This is a genomic window from Acidaminobacter sp. JC074 (assembly GCF_022496765.1).
Taxonomy (GTDB): Bacteria; Bacillota; Clostridia; order Peptostreptococcales; family Acidaminobacteraceae; genus JABXKX01.
The window spans coordinates 15609-36913 of the sequence record NZ_VANV01000038.1 but is presented as its reverse complement, the minus strand read 5'-3'; the positions used below and the strand labels follow the sequence as shown (position 1 = coordinate 36913).

Annotated in this window: 19 protein-coding genes; 17 read left to right on the top strand and 2 right to left on the bottom strand. The window is 34.1% G+C overall.

All coding sequences use genetic code 11. The annotated features are described in order from the left end of the window. Nucleotides 1-239 precede the first annotated feature (239 nt). The 6 genes from EZV73_RS26750 to EZV73_RS26725 all read left to right on the top strand — a co-directional run bounded on the left by EZV73_RS26750 (nucleotide 240) and on the right by EZV73_RS26725 (nucleotide 5337). The gene (locus tag EZV73_RS26750) at nucleotides 240-485 is read left to right on the top strand and encodes a hypothetical protein (RefSeq protein WP_240843636.1); all 246 of its coding nucleotides are present in this window, start codon (nucleotides 240-242) and stop codon (nucleotides 483-485) included. 125 nt (nucleotides 486-610) lie between these two features. Next, nucleotides 611-1594: a DUF5050 domain-containing protein gene (locus EZV73_RS26745; protein WP_240843634.1), complete on the top strand. Its 984-nt coding sequence runs from the start codon at nucleotides 611-613 to the stop codon at nucleotides 1592-1594. Between the two features lie 128 nt (nucleotides 1595-1722). Continuing rightward, entirely contained in the window at nucleotides 1723-2814 is a 1092-nt protein-coding gene (locus tag EZV73_RS26740) for a hypothetical protein (protein ID WP_240843632.1), read from the top strand. Between the two features lie 409 nt (nucleotides 2815-3223). Further along, nucleotides 3224-3511, top strand: coding sequence for a BrnT family toxin (locus EZV73_RS26735; protein WP_240843630.1), 288 nt, complete (start codon nucleotides 3224-3226; stop codon nucleotides 3509-3511). Further along, nucleotides 3495-3716, top strand: a complete 222-nt coding sequence (locus tag EZV73_RS26730) for a BrnA antitoxin family protein (protein ID WP_240843628.1) — start codon at nucleotides 3495-3497, stop codon at nucleotides 3714-3716. Before EZV73_RS26735 ends, EZV73_RS26730 begins: the two co-directional genes overlap by 17 nt. 277 nt (nucleotides 3717-3993) lie before the next feature. Beyond that, nucleotides 3994-5337, top strand: a complete 1344-nt coding sequence (locus tag EZV73_RS26725; protein WP_240843626.1) for an MATE family efflux transporter — start codon at nucleotides 3994-3996, stop codon at nucleotides 5335-5337. Between the two features lie 59 nt (nucleotides 5338-5396). Here EZV73_RS26725 and EZV73_RS26720 read toward each other — a convergent pair whose 3' ends face one another. Both EZV73_RS26720 and EZV73_RS26715 read right to left on the bottom strand, forming a co-directional pair. Further along, on the bottom strand, nucleotides 5397-5924 hold the full coding sequence (locus EZV73_RS26720; protein WP_240843624.1) for a hypothetical protein: 528 nt from the start codon (nucleotides 5922-5924) through the stop codon (nucleotides 5397-5399). Nucleotides 5925-5944: 20 nt separating this feature from the next. Next, nucleotides 5945-6454, bottom strand: coding sequence for a hypothetical protein (locus tag EZV73_RS26715; protein ID WP_240843622.1), 510 nt, complete (start codon nucleotides 6452-6454; stop codon nucleotides 5945-5947). Nucleotides 6455-6591: 137 nt separating this feature from the next. Here EZV73_RS26715 and EZV73_RS26710 point away from each other — a divergent pair, with 137 nt between their 5' ends. From EZV73_RS26710 to mmsA, 11 genes are all read left to right on the top strand, one after another. Further along, the gene (locus EZV73_RS26710; protein ID WP_240843620.1) at nucleotides 6592-7944 is read left to right on the top strand and encodes a Wadjet anti-phage system protein JetA family protein; all 1353 of its coding nucleotides are present in this window, start codon (nucleotides 6592-6594) and stop codon (nucleotides 7942-7944) included. Next, the gene (locus EZV73_RS26705; RefSeq protein WP_240843619.1) at nucleotides 7941-8564 is read left to right on the top strand and encodes a DUF4194 domain-containing protein; all 624 of its coding nucleotides are present in this window, start codon (nucleotides 7941-7943) and stop codon (nucleotides 8562-8564) included. The genes EZV73_RS26710 and EZV73_RS26705 overlap by 4 nt, the downstream gene beginning before the upstream one ends. After that, nucleotides 8551-11844, top strand: coding sequence for an ATP-binding protein (locus EZV73_RS26700; protein ID WP_240843617.1), 3294 nt, complete (start codon nucleotides 8551-8553; stop codon nucleotides 11842-11844). The genes EZV73_RS26705 and EZV73_RS26700 overlap by 14 nt, the downstream gene beginning before the upstream one ends. After that, nucleotides 11841-13013, top strand: coding sequence for a Wadjet anti-phage system protein JetD domain-containing protein (locus tag EZV73_RS26695; RefSeq protein WP_240843615.1), 1173 nt, complete (start codon nucleotides 11841-11843; stop codon nucleotides 13011-13013). Before EZV73_RS26700 ends, EZV73_RS26695 begins: the two co-directional genes overlap by 4 nt. 101 nt (nucleotides 13014-13114) lie before the next feature. Next, nucleotides 13115-13405, top strand: a complete 291-nt coding sequence (locus EZV73_RS26690) for a nucleotidyltransferase family protein (protein WP_240843613.1) — start codon at nucleotides 13115-13117, stop codon at nucleotides 13403-13405. Nucleotides 13406-13538: 133 nt separating this feature from the next. Continuing rightward, nucleotides 13539-14507 (top strand): substrate-binding domain-containing protein, encoded by a 969-nt coding sequence (locus EZV73_RS26685; RefSeq protein WP_240843611.1) that lies wholly within the window; start codon nucleotides 13539-13541, stop codon nucleotides 14505-14507. After that, nucleotides 14497-15927, top strand: a complete 1431-nt coding sequence (locus EZV73_RS26680; RefSeq protein WP_240843609.1) for a sensor histidine kinase — start codon at nucleotides 14497-14499, stop codon at nucleotides 15925-15927. The genes EZV73_RS26685 and EZV73_RS26680 overlap by 11 nt, the downstream gene beginning before the upstream one ends. Beyond that, entirely contained in the window at nucleotides 15920-17476 is a 1557-nt protein-coding gene (locus EZV73_RS26675) for a response regulator (RefSeq protein ID WP_240843607.1), read from the top strand. Before EZV73_RS26680 ends, EZV73_RS26675 begins: the two co-directional genes overlap by 8 nt. Before the next feature lie 2 nt (nucleotides 17477-17478). After that, nucleotides 17479-18492 carry a sugar ABC transporter substrate-binding protein gene (locus EZV73_RS26670; protein WP_240843605.1) on the top strand — a complete coding sequence of 338 codons (1014 nt, stop codon included), beginning with the start codon at nucleotides 17479-17481 and terminating at the stop codon, nucleotides 18490-18492. A 154-nt stretch (nucleotides 18493-18646) separates the two neighbouring features. Further along, complete coding sequence (gene chvE, locus EZV73_RS26665) at nucleotides 18647-19711, top strand: multiple monosaccharide ABC transporter substrate-binding protein (RefSeq protein ID WP_240843603.1); 1065 nt, start codon at nucleotides 18647-18649, stop codon at nucleotides 19709-19711. A 52-nt stretch (nucleotides 19712-19763) separates the two neighbouring features. Next, nucleotides 19764-21302 carry a multiple monosaccharide ABC transporter ATP-binding protein gene (mmsA, locus tag EZV73_RS26660; RefSeq protein WP_240843601.1) on the top strand — a complete coding sequence of 513 codons (1539 nt, stop codon included), beginning with the start codon at nucleotides 19764-19766 and terminating at the stop codon, nucleotides 21300-21302. Nucleotides 21303-21305 lie beyond the last annotated feature (3 nt).

Sequence of the window (21305 nt, the reverse complement as noted above, 5' to 3'; positions counted from 1 at the left end):
TGAAGCAGCAAAGCTTAAAAACCCAAATCGATGGAGCGGTCCAACGAGAAACTGGAACTTAAATAACACAGTTTATCTAAATCCGGAGAAAGAAGATAAAAGTATAGTTAAAAGCAGTTAATCACGACAACATAGTTGACAAACAGCGACTGGGGAAGGGAATAAACTCTAAGTACCATATTTTAGATTTAAGCTTATCTTCTAACTTATTTGATAGAGCTTCTTATGAAATATCTGGTATGAAACATCATGTAAGTTTTTCAAGGGACCTTGTAAGTGTTGAAAACTCTGAAAATGCTTCACAAATGAGAACAAGTATTGATAAGAAAATCATCTTCAAGACTAACATATTGATATTTGCAGTTGCTTTTGTTTCTTTTATTTTATGTTTTAGTATCATTATCTCTAGTGGTGGGGGCTATAAAGTATCTGATCCAAACATCAATTATGAAGATCAAAAAATAAAACAGACCAGACCTTGGTGATGAAGATTGATAAAGAAATAAACTTCTATGTAAAAAATTATTGGTAAGCTTAGAATTGAAAGTAGGATAGTTATGGGTGAAAAAAGAACTTAATCGGAAATATACTTGTATTTGCAACGACTGTTTTGCTACTATTACCAAGCACTGGACTACTAGATGATTGGACTATATTTTCTGAGGTTGGTGATAAAATTTATGAAACTAAGCTTGAAAATGTAGAAAAAATAGATATATCTACTAATGGTAAACTGGGTAATACCCTAGCTAATATTAATACTGGTGGTTTTGCTGTAGAAAGTGACGATTATTATTACTATCTAAAAGATGGTCTTATATTATGTAGATCTGAAAAGGATTTCTCTAATGAGGAAATAATCATTGAGAATGCTTCTGGACACGGTATGTGGCATTTAAATACTGTAGATGACTATTTAGTTTTTTTGAGAGAGAATCTGGTTAGGTATAAGCTGGTTGATAATAAAAGTACTGAGCTTCCTCTTCAGAAGTATATGATTGATCTACATATTAAAGATGAGTGGCTATATTTCATTAGATTATATAAATCTGATCAAGCCATCTGTAGGATGACGCTTAATGGTGAAAATCTTCAAGTATTAAGTGACGTTGATGCATCTGATATTGCTATATCAGGAGATAAGATCTACTATAGTTATGAATTTGATGGTCGGGGTTACTTAGATACGATGAATCTTGATGGTACTGATAAAACCACTCTTTCTAATGTTAAGACTAGAGATATGATTATTGAGGATGATGAAATATTTTATCTAAGTGATGATTTTAAACTCTCTAGATTAAACGAAGATGGTACAGTAGATATACTTTCGAATGAAAAGATATCACATTATTGTAAAGTAGATCAATTCTTTTACTTTACCAAGTTTGGTGATGGTAAATATAATGAAAATGAAGGTCTATATAAAATGGATTTAAAAGACCAAAATATACTTCAGTTGAGCTATGGTAGACTTGAAGAGGGCATCAGTGTTTTAGGAGACTGGGTACTTTACAGGTCGTCAGATGATAACATGTATCCAACCTTAAAAAGAGTATCTATATTAACAGATGAAATTATACCAATGGATTAACTTGTTCTTTTATTGAAAGTGTGAACACTGGGTTAGTTTGGCATTTTCCAATCAACTTAATATATGATGCTGAGTTTAGGAATCTTTTATACAAAGCTTAAGACTAACAATGACTAAGGAGAACAATTATGAGAGGTATTTCAAGTTACAATATAATGACTAGAAAACTAAATATCAGTAATCCATTTCAATTTATCAGTGAGCTAAAATATCATTCTGAAGAAGAGGTATTTGACAGTATCAATAATGTCATGGATTATAGGACTTTAGAAGAGCTTTATGAGACCGTCCTGAGAACGGCATCTAATAATGTATCTACTTGGAGTGCTTTAATCGACAACAAGATTGGTATTAAGTCTGTCCATTATTTAAATGATTTGAACAGGTGTCTGAAAACACTTGTTACTTCTAAGCACATTGAATGTAATTATAGAACAAAGTTTAATGCTCATAAAGATATCTTGGCTCTTAAAATAGTGGAATTAAACCTATTAGATAATGGAAGAAAGACACTGGATGAGATAGATCTACTAAGTAAGGTTGATAGTGAAGAGCTTTTACTTAAGTGCATTCATGCATGTTCTATGTATGCAAGAGACTTAGATATCCTTTCTATCTCTAGAGACGAGCTGGTTGATAGCTTGAGGACTGCCTGCCAAAGTGTATCAGATATAAACATTTTAGAATTTGATAAGGAGAGTCATAGAGGCCTTGTTTTTAATTATTATGAAGGTCAGTTCATTGTTCGTGATTTTAAAAAGTTCAAAGAGTTTGTAGATCTGTATGATAACTTTAAGCTTGAGAAAATTTTAAGTGAGTTTTTTAGTGAATCTGCTTTTAGAAATATGGAGTTAAAGATCATTATCAACGCACTAAAATCAAATGGCTTCGAGTCTGTTTATACCTTTATTAGAGAAGATAAAATCTTAGACTACCTGAATTATTTAACCAATATGGAATACATCAGATTAGATTACTCATACAAGGATGTTGGTCCATTACAGCAAGACCTTGATCTGAAGATACATGGCTTTAAAATGACTGAACTAGGTGAAAACTTCTTTAACAGTGATAGCGTCATTAGGTTAAGAGAACAGAGTTTTCTAATGAATGAGTGTGTGAAGGATTTTAAGAAAGGGACTAAAGAGAAGCAATATAAAGCCTATTTTGATAAGCTGTATTATATGAGAAACTTGATAATTTTTGAGGATGTAGATTAATAGGACAGAACCATGTTAATAAAGATTTTATCAGGTAAAGATATGTGTTCAATATAACTTATTGTATATCTAAAAGACGATTTTATGAGAACTCCTCTTTTAGATAAAATCAAACTACTTGAAAATTAGATGTTTCATAGCATAGATTTACAAGTGATTAAGGTCACAGAGACTCTATGATTTGGTGGTGTATGATTGATCATTTTTAGTAGTGAACAATATAGTGTATATTTCATGTATTGAAGGCCACATTCATGGAGTTATCGTCTTTCATTAAATGCAGGCATTATCTCAAAATGAAAAGCCATACCTGTTCTGATTTGTGTAGATAAAGCTAACATGTTGTGTATGTACAATGCAGTAACAAAACTGAATCTTTGTAGTATAATTCAATTAGGGGGATGTAGTCTTGAAATTTTTGTGGGATGAAAATAAGAACATAACCAACAAAGAAAAATATGGTGTGAGTTTTGAACAGGCCAGAGAAGTATTTTCTGATTCGTTTCAATTAAGTGTACTTGACGAGAGATTCAGCTATTTTGAAGAAAGATTGATTACAGTTGGTATAACTCATGAACAACATATTTTAGTTGTTGCACACTTATATTTTGACGAAGATGGCGATGAAATAATTAGAATTATATCTGCAAGAAGTGCAACAAGTTATGAAAGGAGGCAATATGAGTACGAAAAATGATTATGAAATGAAAGATGAATATGACTTTTCACAAGGAGTACGTGGACGTTTTTATAAGCCTCATAAGAAGTCTACAACGATTCGTTTAGATGACGATATTATTCTTTTTTTTAAAAAGAAAGCTTCCGAAGAAAAAATTGGTTATCAAACACTTTTGAACTCAGCATTACGTGAATATATAAAGAATCATGCAGTTAACGAATAGGTAAAGTAACTTCTCTACTAAGTTTGAGGAGATTTGTTTTCTAGAATATTCTGATTTGCCGAGATTAAAGATCTTTATTAAATTGGATATACTGATCATGACTTTTAGTATTTGACAACTATGATATAGTATGATAATTTAGAGTCAATTAAAGAATATGTGTGCTTGTTTAATTCCCCGGGATTAAACTTATATAAGCGCTGGATTTCACTTCGATTAGGGACATATGGGAGAAGTGATGTTCAGGGCTTTTCGTTTTTGTTAGAAGGAGTTACTTATGGGTGAGAGATTATTAGGAAAAGAAAAGATTTCAACTCTATTTATTAAATATACAATACCTGCAATTGTGGCCATGGTCATTAGTGGATCACAAGCTCTGATTGCTGGTATGATTTTAGGACAGCATGAAGGTGCCAATGCCTTGGCAACTGTCAATATTGTTAATCCTTATATAAGACTGGCTATGTCATTTTCCTTTGTTATAGCTTTTGGTGCCTTAAGCATCATCGGTAGAAACTTAGGTTCAGGTGATAAAACAGTTGCCCAGAATACATTTAAAACAGCCTTTATTGTTATTACTGTATTTGCAACTTCTTATGGTTTAATAGGTTATTTGAATGCAGAAAACATAGCTGTATGGTTAGGTGCAAATGATGTATTAATGGATGACGTCCTTATCTATTTAAAGACAATCTCCTTATTTGTTGCATTTTCACCATTGATGGTCCTAACAGGTTTTGCAGATAGGATTGTAGGCAAGCCACAGCTTTATTTACATGCGACTTTGATTATGTTAGGTGTTAACACCTCTTTAAGTATTCTATTGATCTGGTATTTGAATATGGGGGTTAGAGGGGCAGCTCTGGCTACGGGTATTGCTATGATGTCAGGTTTCCTGGTAACGGTAAGACCTATGCTTAAGAAAGAGCATACCATCAATGTTTTTAAGGGACACTTTGATATGACGACATTAGGGTCTATGCTTTATAATGGTTCTTCTGAAGGTATTGGTTCTGCTGCAGGTGCACTTGCGATTTATCTCTTCAACTTGGAGTTTATGTCAAGAATTGGTCCAAATGGTGTTGCAGCCTTTACCACCATTTCTTTTGTAGTGACTTTTGGTAACTCCATTATATTTGGTATTGCAGATGGTATGAGTCCAATCATTTCATATAATTATGGTCATGAAAAGTATGACCGAGTTAGAAGTATTATGAAAATCGGTCTTATCAGTGGCATGGTAGTCGGACTTTCTATATGTGCCATCTTGTTATTTGGCGGTGAAAGCTTAGCAGGTATGTTTGCAGATTCTAAAGAAGTTTTAGCCATCGCTTCAGCTGGTGCTAAAATCTATGCCTTAGCATTTCTAACCAACTCCTTTAACATCATTTATTCAGTTTACTTCACAGCCATTGGTGGTGCAAAAGAATCTGCAGCTATTGCATTTTCTAGAGGTATCCTTTGGATTGTTGTCGGTATCAACTTATGGCCACTATTCTTTGGTATAACAGGTGTTTGGTTAACGGTTCCTGTTGCTGAACTGATGACACTCTTGCTCTTATTTTACTTACAAAAGGTAAGTCCTGCAGAAAAAGTGATGGCTGTCATACAGACCAATTAGTATAAATGATTGAATAGTGTAATAGAAAACTCACCTGTTTGTGGTGAGTTTTTTTGATTCTATTCATACGCTTGATGCCATAAGCTTTTGTTGATTTCATCAAGGTCAATTAAAGATGTAACAAAGTCACCACCGTAGATTTCTTCAAACAAGTCTTCTTGGTCTTCTCTGAATGCTGTTACAATTAAGGTGTCTTCAAATATAAAGAATGCCTGTTCTAAGAGCATTTTGTCATTTTGGTCTCGATTATCGTTACATATAAGCTTGGATTCTATCTTCTTTTTACTGGAAAACTGATTGTAGGTTTCTTGATCTAACTCTAATGATTCTTTATCTGTTACTTTATCAAAGCGGGCTAGGATATCATAAGGATCTTTTTTGTATTCTTTTGCAGGCACTTTGTCCAGATAAAAGTAGTTGGCTTCCTCACCATAGTGACCGCGTAACTCAAGTATGATTTTATCGCTTTTACTGATTATTTCGTAGTGGTGTATTTGCTCGTATTCGGAGTGATTTTTAATGAATTTGTATGTTTTCTCAAAAATGAATTCGTTGTTTGCCTTGTTTATTATTTTAGTTATTGCCACTGTCTTCTCCTAGTCACTTACTAATCGAACTTCTTTCTCCATTGGTCTTGAATATGTTGAATTGTTTCTGTATCTGCCTTTTTAAAATGATCACCGTAGATATGCTTGAATAGGTGTCTATCAGCCGATCTATCTAACTCAATGATCATATGTGAATCATCAAATACATAGAATGCATATTCATCAAAGTGATTGTCTGATTTGTAGTGAACATTTGTATAAACCGTGTAGTTGATTTTCTTATCTCTGGATAAGTTGAGATAGGTTTCATAATCGCAAAACATCTCGTCAGTAAAGTAATTTGACCTTTGATGATTCTTATCGCCTTTACTATGTGAATAAAGGTTATAGTCTTTTCTTATGCCTAAATCAACTTGTAACAGTTCTAGTGTCATATTACTTGTATCTGATAGAATTTCATACTCATAAAAAAATGGTTTTCCATAGGAGTTATTGTTAATGATTTCTCTTACTTTTTTATATGCATCAGGATTGTCTTTCTTTTTAAAAATCATTGTTCTTTGTATCATGATTAGTCCTTTCTATACTCATGATAAAATTTTAACATAAACTCATACGATTGGAAATATATAGATTTAATGTTAGGTAATTTCTAGGTCTAAAAGTATGTTATAATAGGTCTAGACGAATTGAAATAAGAGGAATTATGGATTTATATAATAAAACCGGAGAGCGTTTGTTTTCTCCACTAACAAGTAAGAACAAAAGAATATATGTAAAAGCGCTGATGCTTTTGTATAAGAGATTTGAGACAGAGTGGCGGATTGATAAATCATCTTTAATAGCTATGTTAAGTGATGCGCTTTCTGACCAGTATGACATCTATCAGTTTGACGAAGAAGATGACAAGTCCTACAATGGCTTTTCTAGGTTGATAATAAATACATTGGCTGAAACCAAATGGATAGAGTATGAGTATGGTGAAAATGACTTTGAAGAATACATCATCATACCAGAGTATGCCTTGATCTTTATGGAAGCCATCGATACGGTTGTTAATGGCAAGGTCATTGAATACAATACCTATGTGTATACAACCTATTCAGGTCTTAAAATGGCTGATACAACGAAGAGTGATTATTTTTCTGCCTTAGTAGCTGCCTATAACAATACTGAAGAGCTGATGAAAAAGTTAAAGACGCTTCTTAACAACATCAAGTCTTATCATAAGAACTTAAGTGACCATATATCCATTAAAGCGATTGCCAAGGAGCACTTTGATGAGTTTAAATCAACCATTGCAGATAAGATCTATCATCCTTTGAAAACCTTTGATTCTGTTCCTAGATTCAAAGCGCCTATTATAGAACTCTTAAATGCTTGGCTTATTGATGATGTCATTTTAGACCAGATTGTAAAAGATGGTGTCAAAAGAAAACACTTTGATGAATCAAGCGCTTATAATGAAGTTATCTTTATGATGCAAGAAATCATTGATAAGTACCATAAGGTAGATGGTATGCTCTCTATAATTGATAAAAAGAATACTGCTTATACAAAAGCAACTGTTGATAGGATGGATTACATGTTAAATGTGGATGGTTCTATTAAAGGCAAACTTGTAAGAATCCTTCAGGATATATCTTCAAATGATATATCATCATATGATGTCTTTAATGTATCATCTGTATCAAACTTAACTTCACAGTCTTTGTATAAACCGAGAAAGATTATTGAGAGAAAGACAGGTGAGCTTGAAGTCTTGTCGCTTGAAAATTTAGATATTACAAAAGAGATAGAAGACTTAAAGAGTCACATCGATTCATCTTATTCTAATAAGAAGATTATGGCTTATATGAAAGATTTATTTAAAGAATCTGATGAAGTGCATTCTAGTGATATAGAGCTCGTTGACGACGACCAATATATTAAGCTTATTATGAGTGCATTGAAGCATGATGACAAAGATTCATTTTACGAGCTTGAGTTTAAAGAAGACCGTGTGATAAAAGATGATTACATCATACCGGATATGGTGTTTAAGAAGAAAGGCAAATGATGTTTGATATATATTATGACAAGTTAAGTGTAAAAGATAAAGAAGAGTTCAAAAAAGTTGTGAACAAGCTGCTTTTGCAGAATTATGTTTTAAGAGATGTCTATGTAGAAAAAGATAAGATTATGAGAAGTAACTATGATTATCGATTTATCGAAAGAAATAAGTCTATGATTGAGAATTATCTGGATTACTCAGGCTGGCAACTCAGTTTGGATAACAAGTATGGCGTAGCTTATGTGACTAATGTCTTTGAATACAACAAAGTGACTTTTAACAAAATATCCACCATATTTTTATTGGTTTTAAGGCTCATTTATGATGAAGAAAGAGAAAAGCTTTCACTTAAGTCGGAAGTTGTGATTACAGTTCATGATCTAATCAATCGTATGTTAAGTGTGGGTGTTTTTAAAAGAAAACCATCTGCAAAGGATATAGAGACAGTTTTAAGAAAGCTCAGTAAGTTTAGGGTCATCGACAAAGGAGCAGGAATTTGGTCGTCAGCTGAAACCAAGCTGATTATTTACCCAACGATTTTGTTCATTTTAACAGACGCTAAGATCAATGAATTACTAGGATTGATTACGAGTGAAGGTGAGGAGTACGACGATGAAACATATTAGAAGAATGCTCTTATTAAATTGGCATTATATACATAAAGAATTGATTGAGTTTGAATCTATTAACTTCCTGACAGGTAAAAATGCTTCGGGTAAGTCCACTTTAATTGATGCCATGCAGCTTTTATTACTTGGTGATACTTCAGGCCATTATTTTAACAAGGCTGCCAATGATAAATCTAAGAGAACACTACTTGGTTATCTAAAAGGAGAGTTATCAGACAATGATACCACTTTTAATTATTTAAGAAACAAGGATTTTTCGTCTCATTTGGTCATGGAAGTCTTTGATGATGAAATCAAGAAGTATTTTCTTATTGGCTTTATTGCTGACGTCGTTGGTGACAAGTTTGATCATAAGTTTTACATAGCAGACACGTCAATTCCTGATGACCTCTTTATAAAAGATAAGTATGTAAAGAGTCGTCAAGAAGTTAAATCATATTTTAGGAACCATAATATCAAACATACTTTTTATGATACTAATACGCTTTATAGAGATAATTTAAGATTTAAAATGGGCCAGATAAACAGCAAATATTTTTCTCTATTTAAAAAAGCTGTACCTTTTTCACCAATTACAGATATTAAAAAATTTATCACAGAGTTTATTTGTGATGCCAATAGTCATGTAGACATATCAGATATGAAAGACAATATCAGACACTATGAGAGTCTGGGTTCACAAGTTGATGAAATAGAAAAGATGGTAAAGGACTTAGAAGTTATTGAAAATATCTATGGTGAGTATGTTAGTGAAGTATCTAAAAAGTACTTGTATCAGTTTTTAATCGACTATTCTGAGTTTAAGAATAATGAAGACCTATTAAGTGATTGTAATCTTCAAATTGGTGATTTGGAAGCGTCGACTAAAAAAGTGCAAGCACTTATTAGAGATAAAGAAACAGAAATTGAGACTTTGGACTTAAAGATTACTGAAAAGAATATCCAACTGACAGAGTATGAACCTTTCAAGCTTGAACAGGAGTACAAAAGAGAAATCAATGCTCATAAAAACGAAATAAGTAAGTTAGATGAATCTATTCAGAAAGTTAAAGACCGTCTACTTAGTAGACTCATTCAGTGGAAGGCGGGGTTAAGTTCTGATTATAAAGATTTGACACTAGATATTGACCAGGCCCTTGCTAAGCTTAAGGACAATGACTTAGACTTTGATATTCCTATTGTTGCTGATAAGTTATCTAGAGTAAAAGATGATTTAACTTCAAAGTATCATGATTTACGTATCCTTCAAGTTAACAGAGAAAAAGAAATCATATTACACAAGAAGGTCATTGAGAATCTAAAGTCTGGTATAAAAGATTACAATCCTTCTATAACAAGACTTAGAGACTTGATTCAAGTGTCGCTTAAAAGCAAGTACAATAAAGATATCCCAGTTGATATTTTATGTGAACTTATAGAGATAAAAAATCCTAGATGGAAAGATGCCATAGAGGGTTATTTAAACACGCAAAAGTTTTACTTGATTGTAGAGCCTAAGTATTATTTGGATGCTCTTAAAATATATGATGATTTTAAGTTTAAACATGCCATATATGGTGTTGGTTTGGTGGATATTGAAAAGATTATGAACTTAAATTTGAAAGTCAAATCACCTTCATTAGCTGAGGAAATTGAAGCATCCAATAAATATGCTAGAGCCTATATAGACTATCTTTTAGGTGGTGTTATCAAGTGTATGGATGTATCAGAGATAAGAAATCATAAAATATCAATTACAGATACATGTATGCTTTATAAAAACTATGTTGCAAGACAGCTCAATCCATCTTCATACAAGGTGCCATACATTGGTAGACAGGCTGTTAAAAATCAATTGGAACTTAGACAAGAAGCCTTGAAAGACCTTCAAGAAGTTTATTCTAGTGCAAAAGAAGATTTATCTTATCTTGGCAAAATGGTGAATCTGAAAGTCATCGATGATGAGTTAATTGAAGACTTTGATAAGTCGAGTTTCGATTTAGATACCATAGGTGAGTTAAGTCAAGCGATTAAAGACTTAGAAGATAAGCTTTCAAAGATTGATATGTCATCCATTCTACTATTACAAAATGAGATCCAAGACTTACAGTTAAAACGCGGCATTATAGACAAGGAAATCAGAAGTTTAGATGGCAAAAATATTGCCGATAAACATGAACTGGAAAGATTAAATACTCATGAACTGCCTAGGCTTGAAAATCAAACTCATATATCAAGTCAAAAGGTTTATGATTCTTATGATGCAGATTACATTGAAAATACAGGCCTTAAAAGATTTGATCAGGAACTTGACCGTCTTTTATATGCAAGAAAAATCATAGAAAACTTTTCTAGGATGTTAAGTGGTTCCATTAATAAAGTACATGAGCTAGAGTCAGATCTTCATATAGCTAGATCAAGTTTTGACAAAGACTATCTTAGGGACTTTGGTCCATTTGCTGAAAACAACGATGAATACACAGCATTCTTAAATAAGCTTAAAGATACAGAACTGCCTTCTTTCAAGAAGCAAATAGATTCTGCTAAAGAAAAAGCCATGCAGGAATTCCAAGATGACTTTATCTCTAAACTCAAGTCTAACATTGATGATGTGACTGGACAGATCAAAGAGCTAAATACCGTTTTAAAGAATCCGAAGTTTGGTAAGGACAAGTATAAGTTTTCTATTAAGCCAAATGCCTATTACAGAAAGTACTATGATATGATCATGGATAAAACATTGATGGAAGGTTATTCTTTATTTAGTCATGATTTTCAAATGAAATACAAAGATGTTATTGATGAACTCTTTAAACAGATTGTTGATGTAGGTGAGGGTGGTTTGTCTCTTGATGAAAGAGAAGAGATGGAAAAGAATATTTTAAAGTATACAGATTACAGAACTTACTTAGACTTTGATTTGGTTGTTACCAATGCACTAGGAGAAGAACAACACTTGTCTAAAATGATATCTAAAAAATCAGGTGGAGAAACGCAAACACCATTTTATATATCGGTATTGGCATCTTTTTCTAAGATATACCGTATTCATCATCCAAGAAACAACAATACCATGCGTATGATTATTTTTGATGAGGCATTTTCTAAGATGGACCATGAGCGTATTGAAGAGTCTCTTAAGTTACTTAGAGAAATGAATTTCCAAGCCTTAATCTCTGCGCCGACAGAAAAAATCGCCAATATTGCACCACATGCAGATAAAACATTGTGTGTGCTTAGAAGTGATCATATGGCTGCTATTAGAGAATACGATATTGTAAAGGATAGTATACAATGACATTAGAAAAAGAACTGATATTAAAACTAATAGCTAAATATGAGAAATCAAAGGCTTTTTCTGGACCGTCTAATCGTGCCATTACAATTAAGGCCAGTGAGATTAAGGGTTACAATGATTCCTATGATAAAAAGCATCAGATTCATGAAGCAGTCTATAACTTACAGGCTAAACACTTTATAAGTGTTCAGTGGCAGAAGTATGAAAAAAACAATATCTTAGAAAAACTTATTCTTAATATTGATTGTTTAGATGAAATCTACAAAATGTATAAATATGAATCTAAACATACAAGGCTTGATCAAGCCAGTGATGATTTACTGGTTTTAGAAGCCTGTAAGTGGCAATATAAAGACATTTTGATTAGTGATATCAAAGAGTGTTTAAATACTGGTAGGTTTCATAGACTTTGGCCTGATGATAAAATGATAAGAAATGACATGATTATCTTTATTAAGAGTCTTGATGAAATTGACGAGATTACTGAGCGTATGTACAGTCTAAAGTATTATTCTGATTCTAAATACTTTGAAAAACATGTAAGATCGAAGGCTGTTTCTATCTTAAAGGCTTACTCAGACCTACAAGTTGAAGATGAAGAACTTCTTGAGTCTATAGGTATTGTAAAGAATCCAACAGAACTTTTCATAAAAGGTCCTCTGAGAATGAAACTAGATCATGAGATAGATTTAAGCGTATTTAAGTATGGTACATCTATTAACCGTGAAACCATCAAACATATTGAATGGATGAAAGTAGATGCCAAGAAACTAATGACGATTGAAAACAAAGCTGTTTATTATGAGTATATAAAAACATCGGACGATGACGAGTTGGTTATTTATTTAGGTGGTTTCTTTGGTAAAAGTACACGTCAGTTTCTCAAACTCTTAGATGTAGACAAGGTAGATGCTTATCACTTTGGAGACATTGATTTAGGCGGTTTTAGAATCTATGACTATCTGTCTAAGTTTATTAAGGTGAAACCTTATAAGATGGATGTTGAAAGTCTGATGTCTAAGTTAGACTATACATTAGATTTTAGTAAGTCCTATGAAAAGCAGTTGAGAAGTTACAAGGCTTCAAATTTTAATACATGTTTTTCAGACGTGATAGATTATATGCTTGAAAATCATGTTAGACTGGAACAAGAAGCATTTTATATTTAGTTACTTGAAATTAGATTATAATATTGATGGAGCTATTTATCTAATTCTTGGATTATAATCAGGAAGCTGATGAATACTTATAAAGCCGAGGAGTAAGACTGATGCTTTTACAAGAACTTCTTTCCAAGAAAAATGATATTCTAGAAATTGTTAACCAGAATAATGGCTTATATGTTAGTGTATTCGGATCAACTGTCGATGGAAATAGTAATCTAAAAAGCGATGTTGACTTTTTGATCAAGTTTAATGATGATGCTTCCTTGTTTGATTTAGTAGAGATAAAATTACAACTTGAGGAATTACTTGATGTTAAAGTTGATGTTTTATCTGAAGATGGATTGAAATACAATGAAATAGGTAGAAACATAAAGAAAAATGCAATACCTTTATGAGTAGAGATATGGTTAGTTTAATAGAGCTCCTATGACTTTGAAATGGTTATAGGAGTTTTGATTTGCATAAATCTAAAAAAGGTTTTATCATATAAGTAGGCCTTTTTAAAGGTGTTTTAAAAAGTGAGGGTTTATGAAAAGAACATTGATATATATTTTAACGGGCATATTGTTGATTTTACTTGTATTTTCAGGTGTTATGACTGTTACATCTTATTCGAGCATACAAGTAGAGAATGATGATTTTAAGTGGGATGAAAAGCCTAAGTACAGGACCATGATTATTGTAGATGGTACAGATGCATCACATGTAACTGATATCAGGGCAGGGCTTGAGGCTTTTGCTCTAGAGTCTAAAACAGCCTTTGAATTTTGGGTCTTTTCAGGACCTGATAAGGATGAAAAGATTATCCAGCAGTTAGACATTGCTCTTCGTTCAGGTGTGGATGGTGTTATTGTAGAGGCTGTTTCTGATAGTCGCTTTGAAGATTTGATTGAAAGGGCGTCTTCTATGGACTTACCTGTGGTGACACTTGAAAAATCATTACCTGAATCTGAAAGACTGTCTTTTATTACTTTAAACCAATATGAGATAGGACAAAAGATTGGTCTTAAGCTTAAAAACGAACTTAAATCTTCTGGTACAGTTATCATCTTTAATGCTAGCGGTGATCAGGCGTCTGCTATTAACAGTCATTTAAAGAATGACTTCCTTGTAAGGGTAGAGGCACTGGGGACAGATGCTCAGGTTATTTTAGATGCAGAGGACGTTACCAAGCAGTTGCTTTTTAAGTATGATGATATCGTTTCTATGGTATGCAATTCCAGTGAAGAATCCATTGGTGTTATTCAAGCGCTTAAGGATGCCAATAAGCTTGATGATATTCAAGTGGTTGCCTTTGGTGATGATGAAACCATCATGGACTTTGTTTCTAGGGATGTCATCTTAGGAACGGTCGTACCAGATATGAAGGAGATGGGCTATATGGCCCTGAAGAACTTATACGATTTTAATGAAGGCAACTTGGTACCTTCTTATCAAAATACACCAGTAGAGCTTATAACAAACGACAACATGGAAAAGGAGATTTATGAAAAGTAAAACCATTAAATCAAGACTCTTTTCCAACTACATCCTCTTTATCATTATGATGCTTGCCATTGGTTTGTTTTCATTTGGTGCGTCTTCTTCTTATCAGGCCCAGGTAGATGATATGTTTAAAAGAAATATCATGCTTAAGGATGTTTCTATCAAACTAGACTTACTAGACGATGAGCTTCTAAAGTATTTATCAACAAAGAACTCTGACCATCTGAACCAGTATATGAAACACGCTGAAGAAGTACAGGTTATGACCTCTGACTTAAACAAGACCATTGTCCATTATTCTGAAGAAGACCTAATGATATTAGACATCACTGCCATGGTCAATGATTTGATAAGACATGGTGACCAAGCGGTAGACTTTAAAAGAAAGTCTGATGTTTCATCATACAATGATGCTTATTCAGAAGTCTCTTTGGTTAAGGGCTATATTTCTAACTACATACAAGAGCTTAATTTAAGACAACTTGGCAACAACGCCAGCCAGTACTCATTTATGAAAAGTCAGGTTTCGAAGGCTAACTTTTATCATGTTTTTTTGATCATAGATCTTTTGATGCTATCTTTTCTAGTGATTTATAGGACGACTCAAAACATCACCAATCCAATAGGCTACTTGTCTCAGTCAGCAGATGCCATGTCAAAGGGCCAGTACCATATGGAGGATGTTCATGTAAAGGGTTTAGATGAACTTGAGATATTGGCTGAAGCCTTTAACAGGATGAAAAAGTCTGTACAGAGTCACTTTGATGACTTAAAAGAAAAAGCAGAAACGGAAGCCAAGCTAAAAGACCAGGAACTAGAAAATCTAAAGATGCAAAACTTATTAGAACAGTCTCGTATGTATGCTTTGCAGTCTCAGATGAATCCTCATTTTCTTTTTAATACGGTAAATGCAGCCGTTCAACTGTCTAAGATGGAAGAGTCACCTAGGACCATGATGTTTTTAGAGTCGATGGCCAGGTTGTTTAGATACAATGTAAAAGAACTTAATACCCGCGTGAGCTTAAAAGATGAAATTAACAACATCAGAGATTATTTAGAACTCTTAAGCGTCCGCTTTGGAGATATGATTGAATATGACTTTGAAGTGGATGAAGCCTGTTTAGATCTTTCTATGCCGCCGCTTATTTTACAGCCAATTGTAGAGAATGCCTACATGCACGGTCTTTCAAAAAAAGAAGACAAGGGCCATCTGACTGTTAAAGTCATTTATGATATAGTGGATGTAAAGATCATCATTTCAGATGATGGTGTCGGTATGTCTAAAAATACTCAGTCTACTGGCATAGGTCTTAAAAATCTAGATAAGAGGCTGGACCTCTTCTATTCAGACCACCAATTAATAATTGACAGTGACTTAGGACAAGGCACGCAAGTAACCTTGATTTTACCTTATGGAGATGACCATGTATAAAGTAATGATTGTAGATGATGAACAGATAGTGAGAGAAGGCATCAAGTTTTCTTTAGAAAACCATTACAAAGACCGATTGAAAGTGGTTTGTATGGCTAGAAATGGTCGTGACGCCATTTCAAACTTCGAAGATTACCATCCTGATATTGTTTTAATGGACATACAAATGCCAGGTCTTAATGGTATAGAATCGATCAGACAGATTCTTGAAATGAACAAGTCCGTTAAGTTTGTCATTATATCTGCTTACGAGCAGTTTGAATATGCCAAGGAAGCTTTGAAGATGGGTGTATCTGATTACATCACCAAACCCATAGAAGAACAGAATCTTTTTTCTGTCATTGACTCTGTTATTGCTGAAGTCAACAAGGACAAGAGAAACAAGGAACTTAGGGTGACGCTACAAGAGAAACTGGATAATATGGGACCTGCTTTGGAGTCTGGTTTTATCTATTCCATGCTTTTAGACATAGACCCACTAAAGGGCAATAAGTACTTTCAAGAAGCCTTTTCTTTTGACGACTATGAAGGTTATGTTATGATCGTCGAGCTTATTGACTTTGATGAAGTCATGCTTGAAAAAAGTCATACCATGAACCAGTCCATTAGAAACATCATCAAGTACAAGTGTCAAGCCATTGTAGGACCTGTTATGATGAACCGTTTGATCATCATTGTCAAAGACAATTCTGATTGGGACATCTATAAGGCCAGACTCAAGGCCATTGATCTTGCTGATTCAATTTCTAGATCCATCAAGACCCTTTTGAAATGTGATCTGAAAATCGGAATCGGGTCTAGGTATGAGATATCTGATATACGTTCTTCTTACTTTGAAGCCAGAAGGGTCATCAATCAAGTGGACCATGAGGTTGGTCATATCGAGGATATGATGAAGGTCTCTAAAGATAAGCGTCTGTCGCTTTCTCAAATCAAGTCAGACCAATTAAAACTCGTTGAACTTGTTGAAGAAAATGCTATGGATGAGGTTAAAAAGGCCATTGAAGGGTTTTATAGGAATCTCTTTAATGCCTATGGCGACCAAGAGAACATCATCAGACAAGTTTTGATGGAGCTTATGGTACTACTCAATATGATGGTGCATCGTAATGATTTGTCAGACCGGGTCAGTGTTTCTTATTTTGATCAAAACAAAGATATCATTGAAATGAAGCATTATGTCTGTGACAAGGCTTTAAAGATCAATGAACTCTTAAATATGGAGAAGGTCATCAAGGCTTCTAATGATATCTTAGAAGCGGTAGCTTACATTGAGTCCAACTATAAAGAAGATATTCGTTTAAAAGATGTGGCTGCTTATGTAAACATATCACCACACTACTTTTCTAAGATCTTTAAAGATGAACTGGGCATCAACTTTTCTGATTATATTACAAACTATAGAATTAACTTGGCTAAAGTCATGCTGAAAGAGAAAAAAGATAGCATTAAAAGTATCGCATATTCAGTCGGTTATAACGATCCAAATTACTTTTCTAGAATATTTAAAAAGGTTGTAGGGGTATCACCAAAAGAGTTCCAGGAGTAAATATGAAGAAATTTCTAATTGTGTGTTTGATAATAGCTTTAACACTTGTATCTTGTAAAGATGCTAATCCAACTTCTCAAGAAGTGGTTTCTGACCGATCGATGATCGGTATCAGTGTGGATTCATTGGTTATAGAGCGGTGGAAAAAAGACGTCAACATCTTAAAGGCCAGTGCAGAAGCCTTAGACTATGATGTTCAAGTGACCAACTGTTTTGAAGATCCTAATATACAGAATGATCAAATCAAGCAGCTTGTGGATGCCGGTGCCAAAGCTATTTTAGTAATAGCCAGCGACAAGGATGCCTTAGATGATTCTTTAGACTATGCCAATAAAAAGAATGTTGTCATCATAGCCTATGACAGACTCATAGAGCATGAGGCAGTTGATGTTTATGTATCCTTTGACAATGTCCTAGTAGGAGAGTATATGGCAAGCGCACTTTTAAAAGAGGTACCAAAGGGCAACTATGTCATCATCAATGGTGCACCCCAGGATTCTAACTCCTACATGTTTAATACAGGCTTTTATAAGATCTTAAATCAGCCTGTTGAGTCGGGAGATATCGTCATTTTAGATGAATCATGGGCAGATGCTTGGAAAGAAGAACATGCTTATGAAAGGATCAATCAGCTCTTAGAAGAAGGCCATCAAATAGATGCTATTATAGGAGCTAATGATCTACTAGCTGAAGGCATAACATCAGCCCTTGCTGAACATGGCCTAGTAGGAGAAATTCCTCTAGTTGGTCATGATGCTGAAATCAGCGCCTGTCAAAGAATTGTAGAAGGCAAACAACTGATGACCGTTTACAAGCCTATCAATCAATTGGCGGAGGGAGCCATTGAGGTCATGGAAAAACTTCTTACTAACAAGGAGTTGTCAACATCGGAATCCATTCAAGGTGTACCTTATATCAAGTTTCCTGTCATAGCTGTTAACAAGGACAATATGCGTGAAACCGTTATAAAAGATCTTTTTCATTCTGAAGAAGACATCTATAGAAATGTTGAGTAGCATTATTTTATCTTAAGATAATGCTACTTTTTTATTTGTGTTTAAAAAGTCTGCTAAATAGTGAAGGTCATCGTAAGATAGTCTATTTTTTATGATAACGTTTTCCGATAACATCTTAAATGTAGATAATACATATTAATGGAGGGAAGAAAACATGAAAAAACTTGTATCACTTTTACTGGTAGTTGTACTCTTGTTATCATTTGCTTTAACAGGCTGTTCAAGCTCTGATTCAAAAATGATTGGTGTGGCAATGCCTACAAAATCATTACAGAGATGGAATCAAGACGGGGCTAATATGAAGGCAAAACTTGAAGAAGCAGGTTATGAAGTTGTATTAGAATATGCAGATAACAAAATAGACCAACAAGTATCTCAAATTGAAAATATGATTACTAAAGGTTGTAAAGTTATCGTTGTAGCTTCAATAGACGGTACAGCTTTAAAGGGTGCTCTAGCACAGGCTGCTAAAGAAGATATCAAAATCATCGCTTATGACCGTTTGATCAGAGACTCTGAAAACGTAGATTTCTATGCAACATTTGATAACTACTTAGTAGGTCAAATTCAAGGTGAATACATCATCAAAGACTTAGGTTTAGAATCAGGTGCTGGTCCTTTCAACATGGAAGTATTCGGTGGATCTCCTGATGATAACAATGCTTATTTCTTTAACTCAGGTGCTATGGATACCTTACAGCCTTATATCGATAATGGTCAGTTAATCATTAACTCAAATCAAGTAGATATGGAGCAAATTGCTATTCAAGGTTGGAAATCAGAAGGCGCTCAAGCAAGAATGGATAACCTTTTAACAGCATTCTATGCAGATAAAAATGTAGATGTTGTCTTATCACCAAATGATTCACTTGCTCAAGGTATTGTGGCTTCATTAAAGGCTGCAGGTTATGGTTCAGCTGATAAGCCGTTCCCAGTATTAACAGGTCAAGACTGTGATACAACAAATGTTAAGATGTTAATTGCAGGTGAGCAGTCTATGTCAATATTCAAAGATACTAGAACTTTAGCAGATCAAGTAGTATCTATGGTATCAGCAATCATGGCTGGTGAAACAGTACCAGTAAATGATACTGAAACTTACAACAATGGTGTTAAGGTTGTACCATCATACTTATGTGAGCCGGTATTTGCTGACAAGGACAACTACAAAGAACTATTGATTGATTCAGGTTACTACACTGCAGATCAGATTCAATAAGATTTATGTGCTGTAATGAAAATTACAGCACATTATTTGAAAGGAAGTATTTATGTCTGATTATATACTTGAAATGCGAGACATCACCAAAGAATTCCCAGGCGTGAAGGCTTTGGATCAAGTAAATTTAAAAGTAAATCATGGAGAAATACACGCCTTAGTGGGTGAAAATGGGGCAGGTAAGTCGACACTCATGAAGGTCTTAAGTGGTATTTATCCATACGGAGAATATACAGGAGACATCGTTTATAATGGACAGGTTTGTTCTTTTAAGGATATCAAGGATTCTGAAAATCAAGGAATCGCAATTATACATCAGGAGCTGGCTTTAAGTCCTTATTTATCCATTGCAGAAAACATATTTCTTGGTAATGAACAACAGTCGCACGGCATTATAAACTGGAATGTTACAAGTAAAAAAGCTCAAGAACTGATGGACAAAGTCGGCATTAATCTCGATAGAAATCTCTTGATCAAAGACATCGGTGTTGGTCACCAGCAACTTGTTGAAATTGCAAAGGCTTTAGCTAAAAACTGTAAGCTCTTAATTCTAGACGAACCAACAGCAGCCCTTAATGATGAGGATTCAGATAAGCTCTTAAACCTTCTTATAGATTTGAATAAAAAGCAGGGCTTAACCTGTATCATCATTTCTCATAAGCTCAATGAGATCACTAAAATTTCTGACCAGATTACAGTCATTCGTGATGGGTCAACCATTGAGACTATGACCAAGGGAAAAGATGAAATCACTGAAGATAGAATCATCAAAGGTATGGTTGGTAGAGACTTGTTAGAACGTTACCCTAAACGTGATGCTGAAATAGGAGACATCAACTTTGAGGTCAGAGATTGGGTTGTTTACGATCCCTTAGACGAAGAAAGACAGCGCATTAAAGGGGTAAACTTCAATGTGAAAAAAGGAGAAATACTTGGTATTTCAGGTCTAATGGGAGCTGGTAGAACAGAACTTGCCATGTCTATCTTTGGTAAGTCATATGGTAAAAATATATCTGGTGAGATTTTTAAAGATGGTAGAAAAATTGAATGCAGAGATGTTGTAGAAGCCATCTCACATGGAATCGCCTACTTGACTGAAGATAGAAAAGGGGCAGGCCTTATTTTATCTGATGACATTAGAAAAAATATTTCTCTGTCGGACCTATGGAAAATCTCTAAAAGAGGTATTGTTAATACAGACTTAGAGCTAGAACATGCCAAGAACTTTAGAGAAAAACTTAGAATCAAATCATCGAGTATTTTTCAGGCGACTGGGAACTTATCAGGGGGCAACCAGCAAAAGGTTGTACTTGCTAAGTGGTTGTTTTCTGAGCCTGATATCTTGATTTTAGATGAGCCTACAAGAGGTATTGATGTTGGGGCTAAGTATGAGATATATGCTATTATCAATGAACTGGCAGAACAAGGTAAGTCTATCATTGTCATATCATCTGAGTTGCCAGAAATACTAGGCATATGTGACAGGGTCTATGTTATGAATGAAGGTCAGATGGTCGGTGAAATGGATAGAAGTCAGGCAACGCAGGAGTCTATCATGTCTTGTATTATTCAGAGTACAGGGAAGTATTAGAGG

Coding starts and splice junctions, on each gene's coding strand:
- EZV73_RS26695 (WP_240843615.1), top strand. CDS start 11,841: ATGACATTAGAAAAAGAACTGATATTAAAACTAATAGCTAAATATGAG.
- EZV73_RS26705 (WP_240843619.1), top strand. CDS start 7,941: ATGATGTTTGATATATATTATGACAAGTTAAGTGTAAAAGATAAAGAA.
- EZV73_RS26750 (WP_240843636.1), top strand. CDS start 240: ATGAAACATCATGTAAGTTTTTCAAGGGACCTTGTAAGTGTTGAAAAC.
- EZV73_RS26715 (WP_240843622.1), bottom strand. CDS start 6,454: ATGATACAAAGAACAATGATTTTTAAAAAGAAAGACAATCCTGATGCA.
- EZV73_RS26700 (WP_240843617.1), top strand. CDS start 8,551: ATGAAACATATTAGAAGAATGCTCTTATTAAATTGGCATTATATACAT.
- EZV73_RS26690 (WP_240843613.1), top strand. CDS start 13,115: ATGCTTTTACAAGAACTTCTTTCCAAGAAAAATGATATTCTAGAAATT.
- EZV73_RS26740 (WP_240843632.1), top strand. CDS start 1,723: ATGAGAGGTATTTCAAGTTACAATATAATGACTAGAAAACTAAATATC.
- mmsA (WP_240843601.1), top strand. CDS start 19,764: ATGTCTGATTATATACTTGAAATGCGAGACATCACCAAAGAATTCCCA.
- EZV73_RS26725 (WP_240843626.1), top strand. CDS start 3,994: ATGGGTGAGAGATTATTAGGAAAAGAAAAGATTTCAACTCTATTTATT.
- EZV73_RS26710 (WP_240843620.1), top strand. CDS start 6,592: ATGGATTTATATAATAAAACCGGAGAGCGTTTGTTTTCTCCACTAACA.
- EZV73_RS26730 (WP_240843628.1), top strand. CDS start 3,495: ATGAGTACGAAAAATGATTATGAAATGAAAGATGAATATGACTTTTCA.
- EZV73_RS26675 (WP_240843607.1), top strand. CDS start 15,920: ATGTATAAAGTAATGATTGTAGATGATGAACAGATAGTGAGAGAAGGC.
- chvE (WP_240843603.1), top strand. CDS start 18,647: ATGAAAAAACTTGTATCACTTTTACTGGTAGTTGTACTCTTGTTATCA.
- EZV73_RS26670 (WP_240843605.1), top strand. CDS start 17,479: ATGAAGAAATTTCTAATTGTGTGTTTGATAATAGCTTTAACACTTGTA.
- EZV73_RS26680 (WP_240843609.1), top strand. CDS start 14,497: ATGAAAAGTAAAACCATTAAATCAAGACTCTTTTCCAACTACATCCTC.
- EZV73_RS26685 (WP_240843611.1), top strand. CDS start 13,539: ATGAAAAGAACATTGATATATATTTTAACGGGCATATTGTTGATTTTA.